At 48.6% G+C, this 14,697-nt stretch carries 17 protein-coding genes; 7 read left to right on the top strand and 10 right to left on the bottom strand.

What is annotated here, in order from left to right; translation table 11 throughout:
• The first annotated feature begins 91 nt into the window (after positions 1–91).
• Both AC5JO6_RS18655 and AC5JO6_RS18650 read left to right on the top strand, forming a co-directional pair.
• Positions 92–469: a DUF924 family protein gene (locus AC5JO6_RS18655; protein WP_496082805.1), complete on the top strand. Its 378-nt coding sequence runs from the start codon at positions 92–94 to the stop codon at positions 467–469.
• Between the two features lie 18 nt (positions 470–487).
• Positions 488–1,663, top strand: coding sequence for an alpha/beta fold hydrolase (locus AC5JO6_RS18650; RefSeq protein WP_496082568.1), 1,176 nt, complete (start codon positions 488–490; stop codon positions 1,661–1,663).
• Positions 1,664–1,939: 276 nt separating this feature from the next.
• On the opposite strand, the gene AC5JO6_RS18645 is transcribed toward AC5JO6_RS18650, so the two are convergent.
• The 3 genes from AC5JO6_RS18645 to AC5JO6_RS18635 form a co-directional block, all read right to left on the bottom strand.
• On the bottom strand, positions 1,940–2,266 hold the full coding sequence (locus AC5JO6_RS18645; RefSeq protein WP_496082567.1) for a hypothetical protein: 327 nt from the start codon (positions 2,264–2,266) through the stop codon (positions 1,940–1,942).
• 255 nt (positions 2,267–2,521) lie between these two features.
• Complete coding sequence (locus AC5JO6_RS18640) at positions 2,522–2,782, bottom strand: hypothetical protein (RefSeq protein ID WP_496082566.1); 261 nt, start codon at positions 2,780–2,782, stop codon at positions 2,522–2,524.
• Positions 2,783–2,908: 126 nt separating this feature from the next.
• Positions 2,909–3,262, bottom strand: coding sequence for a DUF1257 domain-containing protein (locus AC5JO6_RS18635; RefSeq protein ID WP_496082565.1), 354 nt, complete (start codon positions 3,260–3,262; stop codon positions 2,909–2,911).
• A gap of 533 nt (positions 3,263–3,795) precedes the next feature.
• Between AC5JO6_RS18635 and AC5JO6_RS18630 the strand changes: the two genes are divergently transcribed.
• Positions 3,796–3,996: a high light inducible protein gene (locus AC5JO6_RS18630; RefSeq protein WP_496082564.1), complete on the top strand. Its 201-nt coding sequence runs from the start codon at positions 3,796–3,798 to the stop codon at positions 3,994–3,996.
• Positions 3,997–4,225: 229 nt separating this feature from the next.
• Complete coding sequence (locus AC5JO6_RS18625) at positions 4,226–5,389, top strand: hypothetical protein (protein WP_496082563.1); 1,164 nt, start codon at positions 4,226–4,228, stop codon at positions 5,387–5,389.
• A 9-nt stretch (positions 5,390–5,398) separates the two neighbouring features.
• Here the strand turns inward: AC5JO6_RS18625 and AC5JO6_RS18620 are convergent, their stop codons facing one another.
• The 5 genes from AC5JO6_RS18620 to AC5JO6_RS18600 all read right to left on the bottom strand — a co-directional run bounded on the left by AC5JO6_RS18620 (position 5,399) and on the right by AC5JO6_RS18600 (position 10,470).
• Positions 5,399–6,217 (bottom strand): class I SAM-dependent methyltransferase, encoded by an 819-nt coding sequence (locus tag AC5JO6_RS18620; protein WP_496082562.1) that lies wholly within the window; start codon positions 6,215–6,217, stop codon positions 5,399–5,401.
• A 172-nt stretch (positions 6,218–6,389) separates the two neighbouring features.
• Positions 6,390–7,601, bottom strand: a complete 1,212-nt coding sequence (locus AC5JO6_RS18615; protein WP_496082561.1) for a hypothetical protein — start codon at positions 7,599–7,601, stop codon at positions 6,390–6,392.
• 119 nt (positions 7,602–7,720) lie between these two features.
• The gene (locus tag AC5JO6_RS18610) at positions 7,721–8,746 is read right to left on the bottom strand and encodes an aliphatic sulfonate ABC transporter substrate-binding protein (protein WP_496082560.1); all 1,026 of its coding nucleotides are present in this window, start codon (positions 8,744–8,746) and stop codon (positions 7,721–7,723) included.
• A 106-nt stretch (positions 8,747–8,852) separates the two neighbouring features.
• Positions 8,853–9,971 carry an aliphatic sulfonate ABC transporter substrate-binding protein gene (locus AC5JO6_RS18605; RefSeq protein WP_496082559.1) on the bottom strand — a complete coding sequence of 373 codons (1,119 nt, stop codon included), beginning with the start codon at positions 9,969–9,971 and terminating at the stop codon, positions 8,853–8,855.
• Between the two features lie 37 nt (positions 9,972–10,008).
• Positions 10,009–10,470 (bottom strand): SDR family oxidoreductase, encoded by a 462-nt coding sequence (locus AC5JO6_RS18600; RefSeq protein WP_496082558.1) that lies wholly within the window; start codon positions 10,468–10,470, stop codon positions 10,009–10,011.
• Between the two features lie 492 nt (positions 10,471–10,962).
• Here AC5JO6_RS18600 and AC5JO6_RS18595 point away from each other — a divergent pair, with 492 nt between their 5' ends.
• Both AC5JO6_RS18595 and AC5JO6_RS18590 read left to right on the top strand, forming a co-directional pair.
• Positions 10,963–11,331 carry a hypothetical protein gene (locus AC5JO6_RS18595; protein ID WP_496082557.1) on the top strand — a complete coding sequence of 123 codons (369 nt, stop codon included), beginning with the start codon at positions 10,963–10,965 and terminating at the stop codon, positions 11,329–11,331.
• 37 nt (positions 11,332–11,368) lie between these two features.
• Positions 11,369–11,569, top strand: a complete 201-nt coding sequence (locus AC5JO6_RS18590; protein WP_496082556.1) for a hypothetical protein — start codon at positions 11,369–11,371, stop codon at positions 11,567–11,569.
• A gap of 110 nt (positions 11,570–11,679) precedes the next feature.
• On the opposite strand, the gene AC5JO6_RS18585 is transcribed toward AC5JO6_RS18590, so the two are convergent.
• Both AC5JO6_RS18585 and AC5JO6_RS18580 read right to left on the bottom strand, forming a co-directional pair.
• The gene (locus AC5JO6_RS18585) at positions 11,680–11,820 is read right to left on the bottom strand and encodes a hypothetical protein (protein WP_496082555.1); all 141 of its coding nucleotides are present in this window, start codon (positions 11,818–11,820) and stop codon (positions 11,680–11,682) included.
• On the bottom strand, positions 11,817–11,963 hold the full coding sequence (locus AC5JO6_RS18580; RefSeq protein WP_496082554.1) for a hypothetical protein: 147 nt from the start codon (positions 11,961–11,963) through the stop codon (positions 11,817–11,819). The genes AC5JO6_RS18585 and AC5JO6_RS18580 overlap by 4 nt, the downstream gene beginning before the upstream one ends.
• 878 nt (positions 11,964–12,841) lie before the next feature.
• Here AC5JO6_RS18580 and AC5JO6_RS18575 point away from each other — a divergent pair.
• On the top strand, positions 12,842–14,596 hold the full coding sequence (locus AC5JO6_RS18575) for an iron uptake porin (protein WP_496082553.1): 1,755 nt from the start codon (positions 12,842–12,844) through the stop codon (positions 14,594–14,596).
• Positions 14,597–14,697: the final 101 nt, after the last annotated feature.

The following is a 14,697-nucleotide window of genomic DNA, read 5'->3' as shown; positions in this document are numbered from 1 at the left end:
GGGCTATCATCAAGGTCGGGGAATTTTGATGTGAAAGGCTAAAGGCTAAAAGTGTGGTCAGGAGTTAGCAGTCAGCTATCGGCTATCGGCTATCAGCGATCAGCGATCAGCCTTTACTCATCGCTCCTACCCCCTCACCCCTCACCCCTCACCTTCCCATGCTCAGGCACTGGCGATCGCGCAGAAGGCAATTTTGCAAGGCTTTGATCAGTCGTTGCCTGTTGTCCAGCGCTGGTTTCTTTACATGCCGCTGGAACACAGCGAAAATCTAGAGCATCAGCGACAAGCGGTTGAATTATTCTACTCTCTGCGGAATAGTCCTGATGCGGCTGGTACTTATGACTATGCTGTAAAACACTTAGCGGTCATTGAGCGGTTTGGGCGTTTTCCGCACCGCAACTCTATACTCGGTCGTGCGTCTACGCCAGCAGAGGCAGAGTTTCTGAAGCAACGCGGTTCATCCTTCTAGTCCCCAGGAGTATTGTGCATGAGTTTGCAATCTGTGACACCAACGGCGACGCAACTTGACCAGGCAAAGCAGGCGATCGCTGCCTACATCGGTAGCATCGACAGCAATCCCGATCGGCGTGAGGGCGCATACCCTTACTACCTGTTTCATGAACCGGGAGAGCCGATTCTAGGTACAGTGCTGCTGTTTCATGGGTTCAGCGCCAAGCCGCATCAGATGTGGCGGTTGGCAGATTACCTGTTTCGTAACGGGTTTAATGTCTATCAAGCGTCGATCGCAGGACATTCGCTCATCCGCCCTGCGAAGAACTGGGCACAGGTTGACCTCAAACCCGAAATTGCCGATCCGCTGAAAGAAAAAGTGGCACAAGATCCAGTGCTACAGACCTACTTTGGTAACATTGCCAGCAATCCCAATCTTGCTGCCCAACCCAATCCGTTGCAGCAGGCAGCGCTGGTATCTCGGTTGGTCAGTATTGAGCCACGTCTGCTGGAGATTGTGCAGTCGATCGAAACTACCGATGATCCTGCTTTTGACGAATATTTCATCTCGTCTCATCTGGACTATCTGACGAACGCAAAAGCACGTCTGGCGGACATAGAACCCATTCCCGGTGCGGTCTACACAGTGGGCTTATCGGTTGGTGGGGCTGTGGCGTTGGCATTGGCAGCAGCAAACCCCGATCGCGTCCAGAAGGCAGTTGTCTATGCACCCCTGTTGAAAGTGTATGGCGAACAGCGGCGGCAGTATGTCAACCTTGCAGGACCGTTAGATATTAAAGAAATGGGTTGGGACCCTAATCTGATGTTTCCGGTAGGCTGCTTTACGGCAGCCGATCGCTTTGGCGGCAGTGTGGTGATGAGTCCCGCGTCGATTCATTCGCTGAAAAAAGTGCCCATTTTCATGGTGCTAACCGAAAACGAAGATGCGGCTGACATTAAGACAAATCAGGATTTTTACGAGAAGACAGGCGCAGAACAGGACGGTAACCAATACTATCTCTACCGTGCAATGGATTTGGTGCCGCATCCAATGGTCGATCCCACAGAAGTCAGCCAGAACATGAGCAACCGTTTCTGGCAAAGCCTGTATCAAGAAACATTTCGCTTTCTCACAACGGGCAATGTTGATATTCCCAATATGGGCAATCTGGATCAAGACCCAAACTTGCCGCAGGTGCCTCCAGTGAGCTAGGAGGTTAGTTGTTAGAACTGGTGTGGCAGTTCTTATTTAAACGAGGTCAGTGTTTGTGCCTGAAGACAGGAGGCAGACGGGAAGCCGCATTTCTCTTTCCTTCTGCCCTCTGCCTTCTGCCTCTTCGCAACGGTATAGCGCTGTCTGCGCGAACCACATATTTTTCAACTTTCCTTCCGCCTTCTGCCTCTTCGCAACGGTCCAGATCTGCTGTTTCATCCGATGCCACAACTTTCGCTTGCTGGCAATGTCAAATGACTAGCCCTGAGCCACAACTTAAAGTACTGCCTTTCGCTTTGCCGTGCCGTTGGTGCAACTTCTCCTGTAGGTTGATGAGAGTCTCACAGCCGATTCGTAATCAAGACAGCCGATCGCCTCTTCACTCAGTGCTTTGTGAGGATGAACGGTACATTTGAGACGATAATCACCCGTGAAAAAGATACAGCGGTAGCATGGAATCTGGTGCAAACGTTGCAGCGTTGTCTGACCTCGCATGAGAGTTTTCCCGATCGACCACAAGAGACTGACTAGAACCAGCAAACAACCTGTAGCAACAGCGTTTTTTATAAATGGCGCAACGTGAAGCAAAAGTGGAATGAGCATAATAATTACTTGAAAACGAAAACAACTTAGTGATAGGACTCACGCAAAGATCCCCGACTTCTACGATGGATTAGGCTTTTGTGACTGAGGTTTAATCAGAAGTCGGGGATCTAAACACCTTACGCGTAGGTCCTAAGTGAAAGAGAGCCATAGCTAGATAGCTGAAAACGATGGAATGCAGGATGTGTGGGCTTTTTGCAGTCAAAGGTTCTACCGCTGCTCCTGTCTTCACCTTGATAGTGATTGTGGTCAAGTTCAGATCAGCCGATCGCTCCAACCACCGCATAGATGGGTCGTAGTTCCACCGCTCCTGTCGCTAAACATCTGAGCAAGCGCGATCGCAGACCAATCGCCAGCCGCAAAGATGGCAAGACTGCGATCGGTAAGGGCAAATATCCAGGCGAAGCTACCAAAGTTCCAAAGTCCCCCTCGCAGTTTAGTCAAAAGCAGAGACGCTTCAGCAACCGCGCTGGCACTCATGACATCATCATGATGGCGGTCTGGATTGGTAGTCATAGGTATTGAAGATTGGTTGGCAGGCAAGTATTGGACTGTGAATTGTACCGTCTGTTTCAAGCGGCAGGGTGGTCTAAAGATCAGCAAAACGCCGAGCTTCAGACCTTGATTGGGAATACACAAAGACTAGGATTGCGTCACCAGCTTGACTGTAGCGTTCTGCAAGCCAGGACGCTGCACGGCTGCCAGAGTCTGATACACGGCATATTTTTGATTGATTGTGCTAAGCAATTTAGACATGTCGTGCTTTCTGGCCACGCCCCAGAGGTCAGCAATTAAATCAAGTGAACCATCCTCGTTACGAGACCAGCCCAAGTCATAGCCACCCTCGAGCACGGCAACAATGTCAGCTCGAACGGTTTGATAGCCGGAGCCACGCACCATTGCATTAGTTTGAACAATAAACCCCAGTTGATGGAGGGAGTCTTGCAAAATGGCAATGTCAGTCAGCTTACTGCGGAGACTATTGAAGTGAGACATGGTGATTTCCTTGAGATTGAACGTGAACGATCGATGGATGCAATGAACCAATCAATAAACACTAGTAGGCACTCCCAACCATCGTCTTTGTGTCGATTAGTCACGAATGAACCAGTTGGGCGACTTTTGTGCTTTCCCACAGCATGACAGCCGCATGTTTGAAATTGCGTATAAGTAAGAGTTTGTTTTTTGTAGACGTTGTAGAAGTTGTATAAGTAGCGTCAAAAGGGGAGATCTATTCATTCGGAAGACTGAAGGTGGTTCTACCAAATTAGGTAGAAGAAATGAGCATGACTAACCTATAGCAAGCGTTCCACACCTTAGCGGTAGTCGATATCGGTTAACGATTGAAAGCGAGAATTATTGCTGGACGCTGGATACCGCCTCCTCTTGTGAAAGTGAGCGCCTTTGTTTCATAGGTCTTTGCCAGCGTGTGTTTAACTAATTAGTCCATAGATCCCTCCAAAGACAGACAACCAAAGCGAAGCCTGCAAATACGATGAAGGGGAATCAATCATTAAGGAATGTAAACAATGCAAGCGAACAAAACGACTGGCTTACCCTCTACGGCTAAGGAATACAACGGCATCGATCGCAACGCTTTCATCTTCGGTTTCAATCCCCAGGCTGAATTATGGAACGGACGATTGGCGATGATCGGCTTTAGTGCTTACCTGCTTTGGGATTTAGCAGGCGTTAGCGTCCTACGTGATCTTCTGCACTTAGTGAAGTAAGCATCAAAATTTTTCAAGACTTACACACACTGGTCAAAACCTCGGAGGTTTAAGCCAATCTTGTTTGCCACAACTTTTGGTTAAAGCATTTGACGCTTGCGTCAGTCCTCTCTGTATCCATTTAAAATCTTTCAACCCAGTAAGTCCCTTTCCAATATCAGGAAGGGACTTATTATTTATAATTAGATGGGTGCAATTAAAAGCAAAGGACAGCAGCGCTTAGGCGCAGGTGATTGCAGCTTATGCGGGTGATCAGTTTCCATCCAGGGCGTATAAAGTCCGCGTCACGTGTGCAGAGAGTCTAAAACAAGCTACTGCCAAGCATCCAACCAATGGGGATGAGGCAAAATATGCCAACAAAATTGCTACTGATACACGGGGTTTACTCCATAACGAACTAGGTGAGGTAGATCTCAAAGCCTACCAATCGTTTATTGATGCGCTGCGATCGGGCGACCCTGAGAACTATGAGAAGATCATCCTGGATGGCAAGCGGAAATTGGTGCAGCCGCTGACTCCACTGGCAGTGAGTTTAACGGGGCTAAATCCTGCCCATTTACCAATTCCAGTGCCTCCAACGCTCGATAGTGCTCAACAGGCGGCTGAGCTTATTGAAATCGCGTGGCAGGGGTTGTTGCAGGATGTGCCCTTTAGTGAGTATCGCAACAACACCAACAAGCCACTTATTTTGGCAGCCGTTAACGATCTCAATCGGTTATCAGACTTTAGAGGTTCGAAAGAGAAGGGGCGCGTTACGCCTGAACTGTTGTTCCGTGGTACAGCGTTCTATACCGATAGCGCTGGTCGAGTTATTTACCACACGGTGCCTGGAGCCGATACCGGTCCTTATGTCTCCCAGTTCTTACTGCGCCCCGTGCCTGCTGGGACGCAGAGTTATGCCCAGCTTCATCGGGTGCCTGTAGCCAGCCCTGAAAACAGTTTTCAGGTGAACCATGATGAGTGGCTGCTGGTGCAAAATGGCGGCGAGTCTGGTCGCATCATCAAATTTGACCCTGTTCGTCGTTATTTCATCAATGGTCGGGATCAGGGTGAAATTGCCCACGCTCCACCCCCCGTTTATACCAATGCGGCACAGATCTTAATTGCGAAGCTAGAGAAGGATAACCCTCTAGCGGGTGGCGTTGGCGCACCGTACAATCCCAGTAATCCTTACAATAAGTCAAAAACTCAAATGGGCGGTTCCGGAACCTTTGGTTCAGGGTATGCTCAGGCGTTGATTAGTTTGGTTGAACCTCACGCAATTCGGGTTTCTTACTGGCAAAAGTATTATGTGCATCGGCGCGTACGATCGGAAGCGTATGGTGGTTTGGTACACAACAACAAAGTGAAGAAAACCAACTATCCCATTCACTCTGATGTGTTTAAGTCATAATCTATGTCTTCAAGCTTCTTTCCAAGCGACGATCGCTCCGGCAGTGAGCTGTTCAGTAAAGTGCCCCGATGGTTCAACTGTCAGAAGTGATTGCTTTAGATCTACCTCAAATTTCTCGCGATCGTCCCCAAAAAAAGATGGCAACGCAAACGCGGTGGAGTAGAGATAACCCAGGTAAGAATCAACCGTCCACGATTTTTCAAAGGTGACTTCAAAGGTTTCTTGACGGGGAAACGGTGAATTTGCAATGACTTCTTCATGAGGCACTGCTAACGGTTTCCACACGCCCTGACCTGCCTGCCCAGTGCGGCGTTCTTCTCCTAGCCAGCGCTTCACGACGGCGATCGCCGTTTGCTTCCAGGGCAGGTCGCTATGCCAGGGATCGTCACCTGTTTTTAAGATGGCAATGCCGCCATTATCTGTGAGTAGGGGGTAAAGCTTGTCCAGAAGCAGTTCCCGCTGCATCCAATGGAACGATCGCCCAAAAGTCACCAGTTTGAATTGACCCAATGCCTCTGAAACCGACTCGGCACGATCGCGAAGCCAGCGAATGTTAGTAACCCCAGTTTCCTGTGCCTCTGCTTCTGCTGCTTGGAGCATCTCTGCATCCGGGTCGATTGCCACGACTTCAGTAAATCGATTGCTGAATGGAATCGCTACCAGTCCTGCACCACAGCCAAGATCGAGTAAGCGTCCGGTGCCATCCAGCTTGAACTGAGCAGCGAGTAAATCAAACAATGCCTGGGGATAGCGCGATCGATAGCGGGCATAGTACCAGGCAGCACCTTGAAAGAGGGTTGGATCATAAGTAGACGTTGATGCAGACATCTTTATTTACCGTAGGTTGAACAACAGATAGCGGTTCTCACTTAAATGCAGTACAAGTTTTAGTTTGAGGCAGAGGGTAGAGGGCAGAAGGAAAACCGCAGTCTTCTTTACTTCTGCCCTCTACCCTCTGCCTGTTCGCGACTGTACTCCACTCGACTAGAAACCGCTGTAGTTACTTCGGTTGGGTTTTCCAGGTCACGATCAATGTATTGTCACCATCTTGACTTGGCAGCAAACTCAGGAAGAGAGTGCTGCTTTCCTTGCTGACTGTGTAAAGCTTGCCGCCACCAAAGTCCGGCAGATCAGTGACATCAAAACCCGCATTCACCAAATTGCTGCGGAAAAACTCACTCATCATCGTGTCGAAGGAGTAACTACGCACCAGGCTGATATTCACAACCTCTGGTTTCGGTATGGCAGCTCCCGATGCGTAGCCCTTTTCAGCCGATTTGGTATAGGCGACATCGGCTTGAGCAAAGTCGGCTGGCTTTGCATTCTCCGCTGCCAGACTGCTCAAGATGGCAGCCACTTCTGGCGGTACTTCCACCGCTTTTTTCAGGTCATCTAGCGATCGCGGCGCATCGGATAAGACGATCGCCTGTCCCTTATCCGTTTGGATGATACTTAAAAACTGTGCCTCTCCCTTGCGCGATACCTGAAACACCTGGCGACCTGCTTCCTGACTCTTGGGTGTCAACGCATATTTTTTGGCAGGTAATTCTTTGGCATAATAATCAGCGACCTGTTTCAATGAATCGGCTGTTTGCAAGCAAGAAGGCAACCCAAAACAACCCGGTTGAGCACCAGGGTAAAGCGGGAAATCTTCCCAGGAGCTTGATTCGGCGGCATCACCTTGTTCGGGAGGGTCGCCCAGTGATGGTAGGGCTTTAGGCGGGATTGGCGGTTGCGGTTGCACAATGAGCGGAGCCGATCGTGGGCGTACAACGCGCGCCAATGGTTTCACAACCTTATTTGGCAGTTTTACCGTCTTCAGCTTGGCTAACTGAGTAATCCGTACCTGCTTTTCTGGTTCAGTTTTCGGAGGCGGTGGCGGTTCATGTCCAGACGGTATCAGCATCAACCCGATGTGTAAGCCGATCGATAGCAGCAAGCCTAACCACAGCCATCTGGAAGCGCCTGCTTGTCTGTGATCTGGAAAGATGGGAGACACCGTATCGTTAGTTAAAACCGTCTCTTCAGCATTCTCAGGCGTAGGCTTAACAGGGCTATCAAGCACTGCAACATCACTGGCTGAAATTGGCTCTGCGTTATTCGGTTGCATCGCATTTAAACCTTTAGCAATTAATGACAAGCGATCGAATGAAGCATGAAGGAGAGGGAAATGCCCCTTTGGTGTGAGAATGATGCTATGAGCGAATGGCACTGACTTAAGGAAAGTGCTGCTTGAGTAGCCCCCTGAATCCCTCAACCCTGGGGGACTTTAAGGATCGGCTCCCCCAGAATTGGGGGTTGGGGGCGGATTGCATCGTTAATTCAGTGGCGTTATTTTTGGCTGATGGTGGTGGGTGTAAGCGCAGCATATTGATCTGCGGTTAATAATGCCTCGCTGACATTGATTGACTTAGGAATCACGCCGTTCTTAGCAAAGTAATCAGCCACCCGTTGTTGATCTTTAATGAGGGCTGGCGTGATAGCTCTGCGCCCAAAGGTGCGGCGATCGACAATGACTTGCATGACATCCAGATCAAGCTTCTGTGCTGGCGCAAGCAATTTTGCGGCATCTGTTTTGTTGTTCTCAGCCCACTGTTCAATCTTGTCCACTTCTTCCACAAGGATTCTCAGTAGACCAACATTTTCCTGTGCCCACGGCTTGTAAGCCACATAATAGCCACCGGGGGAATTAATCCCCACAGAATCCCGGAGTACTCGAATTTTGCCAAACTTTTGGGCGATCGCATAATGTGGATCACCTGTCACCCAAACCGGAATTCTACCCGCCAAAAAGGCAGCACGCGCTTCCACATTCGATAGACTCTTGATGTTTATATCGTTGATGGTTAGCCCCACCTCTTCCAACGCTCTCAGAATGAGGTAGTGAGACGCGGATGCTGCTTGAAAAATTACATCCTGCCCTTTGATATCGCGTACCGTTTTAATGGGTGAATCGGGAGGCACTGCAATGACGCTACCTTTACCCGTTTCTGGCGTTGTTTTTGACCCTACAACATAGACGATCGGTCCGCCTCCTGCTTGCGTAAAGATGGGCGGCGTTTCTCCCACTGAGCCGGTATCAATGCGACCAATTTTTAGCGCTTCCATCAGTTGTGGACCCTGAGCAAACTGTATCCACTCTACTTTCACACCGAGGGGTTCAAGCCTTTTCTCCAAAACACCCGATACTTTCACCAGATCGCCAGAGACTTGATAGCCAACCCGCAAGACTTTCGCCTTGTAGTCTCCCGTTCCTTGAGCAAAACTCTTTGATGCAAGGGCAGCCGAAAAGCCGATCGCCCCTGGCAACACTAAATGATTGAACTTACGACGTGAAAGCTTAAACGGTGAACGCATAGTTTACTGACCTCGACATACAAAAAGTGATTACAGAGAGAAGAAGAATTGACAGCAGAATTCGGGAGTAGGGACGTTGATGGAACGTCCTTACTTTCCAAAAAATCTACTTTTGGGCAAGAACATTTTGCGGCGTGAATTTAGCGTATTCTTCTGGAGTCAAAAAGCCTTTGCGGACATCGACTTTGACAGGAACCAGCTTCAGGTCGTACCACAGGTCAGCGACTTCCTGTTGCTTGCTAATAATGGCAGGTGTAATCGATCGTAAGCCATACTCATACTTGTCGTGCATGATATCTAGAACCTCGGGTTTCAGTTGCGTCACCGGAGCCAGTAAGTGGGATACTTCTGCTTTATGGTCTCTTGTCCAGGCTTCTGCCTTTTCTAGCTCCTGGAAAAACACCTTCAATGCCTCTGGGTTGTCTTTAGCAAACTGCCGATTAGAAGAGTAGAAGTTTGATGTGTCTCGTAACGTTTCACCATCCAATAACACACGCCCAAGCTTTGCCTGCTCAGTGCGGGTAATGAATGGGTCCCAGATAAACCAACCATCAACTTTCCCCTGACTAAAGGCAGAACTGGCATCTGCTGGCGGCAAGAAAACCGACTGCACATCACTCAGCTTTAAGCCTTCTTTCTCCAGCGCTTTCACTAACAAATAATGACCGATCGATGCTTTTTGAAACGCAATTTTCTTCCCTTTCAAATCTTTGATGCTTTTGGCTGACGAATCGTTTGCGATTAACAACGCCACAGGTTTACCATTGCGCGGCATTGTTGCCAAATAAACCAGATCCGTGCCCGATGCCTGGGCAAAGACAGGGGGAGATTCAGCGGTTTGGGCAATATCCAGCGCTCCCACTTTGATGGCTTCCAACTGTTGGGGACCAGCGGCAAACTCCAGCCACTGCACCGTATATCCCAACGGTTCCAGCGCTTTTTCAAGCGTGCCCTGCTTCTCCAGAACTGCCAGAGCGGTTAATTGCTTAGAACGAACCACGCGAAAGAGTTTCTTACCGTTACTACTGGTGCTGCTGATAGGGCTTGCACTAGGAGATGCGGCTGATGGTTGAGTGGAATTGGTTGATGAACCACCACAGCTAGCCAGAGTCGTTGAAAACACTAGAGAGCAACCGAGGAAGAATAATGCCGATCGCCGCGTCACATTGGGACGTTTCCAGGCAGCAACGTTTGCTTTCAGATTTAAAGCGTTCAGGTTTAACATAATTGATGACTCCTTGAATTCAAAGGCATGATGGAACTTACACACCGGGAGTGGAACCGCCATCGACTAACACTTCTGCTCCCGTGATGAAAGCCGCCAGATCGGACACCAGAAATAACGCCCGGTGAGCGATCTCCTCCGGTGGCACAATCCGCCCTAACGGAAAGCTGCGTAGGGCATCCGCTTTGTACGGCTTTACAGAAAGACCGAGCGATCGAGCGTTTTGCTCTGCCAATTGTTCGGCTCGATCGGTGGCGGTGAGACCCGGAGAAATGGCGTTAATCCGAATAATGGTGTCTGACTCAAAGACTAGCCGTTCCAGTGACCCAACATTTTGAATCCCTGCTTCAGATGCCAACGCACGAGTGCGATCGCAGCGATCGTCCAGTGTCGCCACAACACGTAACGAATGGGATTGGAGCACAGCGGCGATCGCCTGCCCCATATCTCCAGGACTCAAAATTCCAACTGTCTGAATCGTCATAAACTGTCTTGTCATAACAAAACAATGGGTTAAAACCAGGAATGAAGTCGTTTGACAAAAAACTATGGAAATTCCCACCTTTGAGTGAGGCTTTCTAATTAGCTGCTTGCAACCCCTTGCAAAGGCTGATGAGGAAATGCAAATCCCCGACTGTGAAAAAGTTGCAGACCTCAGAAGCATCAATGAAAACCACTTCCAGGAAGTGGGCATTCTAGCTAAACCTCATAAATTATGAGGATACAAAGAAGCTATTTCCTCGCTACTTGCGGGGGTATCAACACGCTCTATCCCCACAACCTATGAGGCTATAAAGAAGGGCAGAAAGGCTTTTAAATGCCTGTGAATTGCTAAGAACTCAGCAAAATTCACCCACTTTACAGATGCCAAATTAAGAAAAATTGTTGAAACTGATAGAAGGAAGTGTACGTATTAATAGGTGGAATTGCACGTTCCACTACGGCACATCCCCAAGAAACAGTTTCAACAATCGGCAAAAGGAGAACCTGAATGAAAATGAACTCTTTATTGTGGGGTAGCGTGTCTACCGCAGCCCTGTTGCTCGCGATCGCTCCTACCGTTCGCGCCACAACCATTGGACAGGCAACAAATGCAGTATCGATTGCCGCCAACATCCAGCAAACATCGCCTGTTGATCTTGTAGGCTTAGCTCGACAAGGATACCTTGCTCAACAAGGCGTTCCTTCCGGTGGCGATTTGATTTTTGCTGCTCAAGCAAACCAAATTACTCCAGAGGAAGTCGTACAGGCAGGTATCAAAGCGGGACGGGTAGCACCTGAAACCTTGCAGGATCAAGGCTATCTCAATGTAGTTGCCAATCAACTCTACGATCTGGTGACTTTCTCAGTGAGCGAGTAAGCCCAGTAAGCTTGACAATTGCCAAGCTAACTCATAGGTGAGCGTTGACCTTACATTGTTTCCACACCCCCTTAACCAATCCTGGCAAGGGGTTTTTTATGACGGTCAATTAAATGGAGTTAAGCAGGTGGCTGCGATCGCTGATCCGGTGCAGGGACAAATTAGGCGAACGGCAAGCACCACTTGCGTTGCAGAACTGAGAAACACCAGTAAAGGTAATCTACTACTTGTCGATTGATTTACTGTACTTAGACAGTATTCCATAGAGTTTTCTACAAAGCAAGTGTTCTGATCTAGTTTTTAACCATTTTCGATCGAAATGAGATGGAAACAGAAAGACAGAACTTATTAATGGGGTAGACATAGATAGGGTAGGCATAGAGCAAATGGCAGTTGGCTCAAAAAGCCCGCTATGCCGAGCAGTAACACCGAATCGGTCAGGCGATAGATGAGCCAGAGAATTGCCAGTTGGGTCATGATGCCGATCATAGACAGCCTTTACCCAACGAAATAGAGGCGGTAATGGGCGATCGCAACGCAGGTAGTTGCTGCCCTAGCTGGAAGCAGAGGGTTGCTCGTGAGTGCATAAAGCTTGTACGTCCATAAACAACACGGCGGAACAGGGCTGACATTATTCAGTGAGTTTCTCCGTTGAAGAAACTCACTTCTTTAGCATCTTAATGAATGCAATACGAATAGTTAGATGAACTAACTAATATTGAATTACAGCTATTCTCATGTGTAGCCTGCGGTTTCGTCAAGGTTAGAGATTAGCTGTGAACGGTTTCCATCAATCGAGGTTTTTCGTATCCATTAGACTTGCGTTTTTAAAGAGGCTATGCCAATATATTTTTCTATAGCTCTGTAAGTCGATAGAGTTACCGTAGATTTAATACATTTTCGACTCTCAGGCGAGTATCGATCGCGCTTTCTTTCTAAAGGTCACAATCTTGAAGCGCTGGGTTCTGTAGGGTACGACAGGAATCAGCATGAGTTGATTGTTATCATGCAGCACTGAATCTGCTCCTTTCGATGCTGCCGTCATTTGGACAAGATTGGTTGCTACAAATCAGTTTTTTGTAACGTTTTGCCGAGTTGTATCGTTGGCTCTCGATTTGAACGGTCTTGGTTTGAATGCTGAAAGGCTTGAGTAGTTTTGATTTTTTGACATGGTGCAGGGACTTGGTGCGTCGTCAAGAAATCGCTAATTGCTGAGAGATCCAGTTTTCATCTCTCATCATTTTTAGGACTTACCACTCGCCCCCTAAATTCTCCAATGCGGGGGAACTTTGCAAGATTGGCTCCCCCAGTATTGGAGGTCGGGGAGCAGATTTTGGCTCAATCTACGTAAGTCCTGATTTTGCAATTTGGCTTCTTCATAGAGTCCAAGTTATTTTCGCTAGCTTGTGCCTACGTGGAATTCTCATTGTCAATCTTACTGCCCCAAGTGGCTGATAAAGCTGACTTTGAGCAGTTTCTTTATGGTTTACCTGTCTTGTGAGGAGTCGTCATGAACTTTAATTTCAGATCGTCAGCATTTAGACAGTTTACATCTTTACCGTTAGGACTGAGTTTGTTCATCGCTGCTCTTTCGGCGTTTGCATCAGGGACTTCAGCGATCGCATCAGATGTCAGTGGTGAACCAAAACCTTCAGCTAATTCAATCGCCACACCAGTAGCATCTGTCTCCCCAGCGGATCTGCAACGGCAGCAACTGGAGGAGATTAAAATGCAGCAAGCTACTTCAGCGAACCAAATGCCTGCAAACAGCAGCGGTGCCATCAGCCAGGTGACATCAGTTTCGCAATTATCAGATGTAAAACCGACCGATTGGGCGTTTCAAGCATTGCAATCGCTGGTTGAACGTTACGGTGTCATTGCAGGCTACCCAGACAAAACCTATCGAGGCAATCGTGCGCTCACCCGCTATGAGTTTGCTGCTGGGTTAAATGCCGCACTCGATCGCGTGAATGAGTTAATTGCGTCTTCTACAGCCGATCTGGTGCGGAAAGAGGATCTAGCTGCGTTACAGAGATTGCAAGAACAATTTGCTTCAGAATTGGCAACCCTGCGGGGACGAGTGAATAGTTTAGAAGCTCGGGCTGCGACTCTGCAAAAGCAGCAGTTTAGCACCACCAAATTGCAAGGGGAGGTAATCTTTATTGCAGCAGATACTTTTGGCGATCGGGCGCTTCCAAACAACACTCCCCGTGTGAATACAAGCGACAACACAGAAACCTTCTTAGGTTACCGGGTGCGCCTTGCTCTACCCACCAGCTTCACAGGGAAAGATCAACTGTTTATTCGGCTAGGGGCTAACAATGTGCCTAACCTGACCGCCTCGACAGGAACAGCACAGACCCGATTGACTATTGATAAAGGGAGTTTTGCTGACGGCAGTCTGTTTCTGGATGCCCTCAACTACCGTTTTCCACTAGGGGATAAAGCGACCGTCTGGATTGGGCTTCGGCAGTTGCAACCTGTAGCCTATGCTTCTAACTCCAACCCGCTAGTGGGTGGAACCAATGGCGCGGCTTCTCGCTTTTCCACCCATCATCCAACCCTTTTTCGACCGGGCTTTGACGGTGCTGGGGTAGGTTTTGCCTACCAATTTAATCAGCAATTTCGCTTGAGTTTGGGCTACACCGTAGATGACACTCAAGCAAATGTGCCTGATGCGGGACGAGGCATTTTTGATGGCAATAATCTTGCCTTTGCTCAACTGACCTTTAAACCCACGCGTGACTTTGAGGGAGCGTTCAGCTACGGACGCAAATACTTCGGTTCCAATACTGGATTCAATCTGACTGGCGGCACAGGCAGTATCTTTGCTCGCAACCCCTTCGGGCAAAATGCAACCGTTTCCGATAACTTTGGGATTCAGTTTAATTGGGCAGCTACACCTAAAGTGCAAATTGGCGGTTGGTTTGGCTATACCGAGGCTCATCAGGTACGGGGCGGTAGCAGTGATGCCACAATCTTAAACGGTGCAGTTTTTCTGGCGTTCCCAGATTTGTTTGCTCAAGGTAATTTGGGCGGCTTTGTGATTGGAGTGCCGCCTAAAAACACTGGCAATGATTTTAGAGTGCGATCGGCTAGGCTCGTCGATCCTGATACCTCCTTGCACCTGGAAGCATTTTATACCTTCCGAATTGCGAACGGCATCACAATTACTCCCGATTTTTATGTCATTCTCAACCCAGAACACAATAATGCTAACGATACGATTTGGGTTGGCACCATTCGCACGACCTTCGTATTCTAATAAGTAGGGAAATTAACAGGCTGATAGAGAAACCGGGGTTCTTCACAAGCAATGCCGTTTGAGCTGAGATGGTGCGTAGAACCTCGGTTTCTCACAAAGGG

This window comes from Tildeniella sp., assembly GCF_059505325.1.
The sequence above is the reverse complement of the archived record's forward strand: the minus strand, read 5'-3'. Positions and strand labels throughout refer to the sequence as shown.

Excerpts from the sequence above, each read along its gene's own strand:
- AC5JO6_RS18600 (WP_496082558.1), bottom strand. The coding sequence starts at position 10,470 with ATGACAAGACAGTTTATGACGATTCAGACAGTTGGAATTTTGAGTCCT.
- AC5JO6_RS18610 (WP_496082560.1), bottom strand. The coding sequence starts at position 8,746 with ATGCGTTCACCGTTTAAGCTTTCACGTCGTAAGTTCAATCATTTAGTG.
- AC5JO6_RS18620 (WP_496082562.1), bottom strand. The coding sequence starts at position 6,217 with ATGTCTGCATCAACGTCTACTTATGATCCAACCCTCTTTCAAGGTGCT.
- AC5JO6_RS18580 (WP_496082554.1), bottom strand. The coding sequence starts at position 11,963 with ATGTCAGCCCTGTTCCGCCGTGTTGTTTATGGACGTACAAGCTTTATG.
- AC5JO6_RS18575 (WP_496082553.1), top strand. The coding sequence starts at position 12,842 with ATGAACTTTAATTTCAGATCGTCAGCATTTAGACAGTTTACATCTTTA.
- AC5JO6_RS18645 (WP_496082567.1), bottom strand. The coding sequence starts at position 2,266 with ATGCTCATTCCACTTTTGCTTCACGTTGCGCCATTTATAAAAAACGCT.
- AC5JO6_RS18605 (WP_496082559.1), bottom strand. The coding sequence starts at position 9,971 with ATGTTAAACCTGAACGCTTTAAATCTGAAAGCAAACGTTGCTGCCTGG.
- AC5JO6_RS18630 (WP_496082564.1), top strand. The coding sequence starts at position 3,796 with ATGCAAGCGAACAAAACGACTGGCTTACCCTCTACGGCTAAGGAATAC.
- AC5JO6_RS18650 (WP_496082568.1), top strand. The coding sequence starts at position 488 with ATGAGTTTGCAATCTGTGACACCAACGGCGACGCAACTTGACCAGGCA.
- AC5JO6_RS18635 (WP_496082565.1), bottom strand. The coding sequence starts at position 3,262 with ATGTCTCACTTCAATAGTCTCCGCAGTAAGCTGACTGACATTGCCATT.
- AC5JO6_RS18585 (WP_496082555.1), bottom strand. The coding sequence starts at position 11,820 with ATGATCGGCATCATGACCCAACTGGCAATTCTCTGGCTCATCTATCGC.
- AC5JO6_RS18640 (WP_496082566.1), bottom strand. The coding sequence starts at position 2,782 with ATGACTACCAATCCAGACCGCCATCATGATGATGTCATGAGTGCCAGC.
- AC5JO6_RS18595 (WP_496082557.1), top strand. The coding sequence starts at position 10,963 with ATGAAAATGAACTCTTTATTGTGGGGTAGCGTGTCTACCGCAGCCCTG.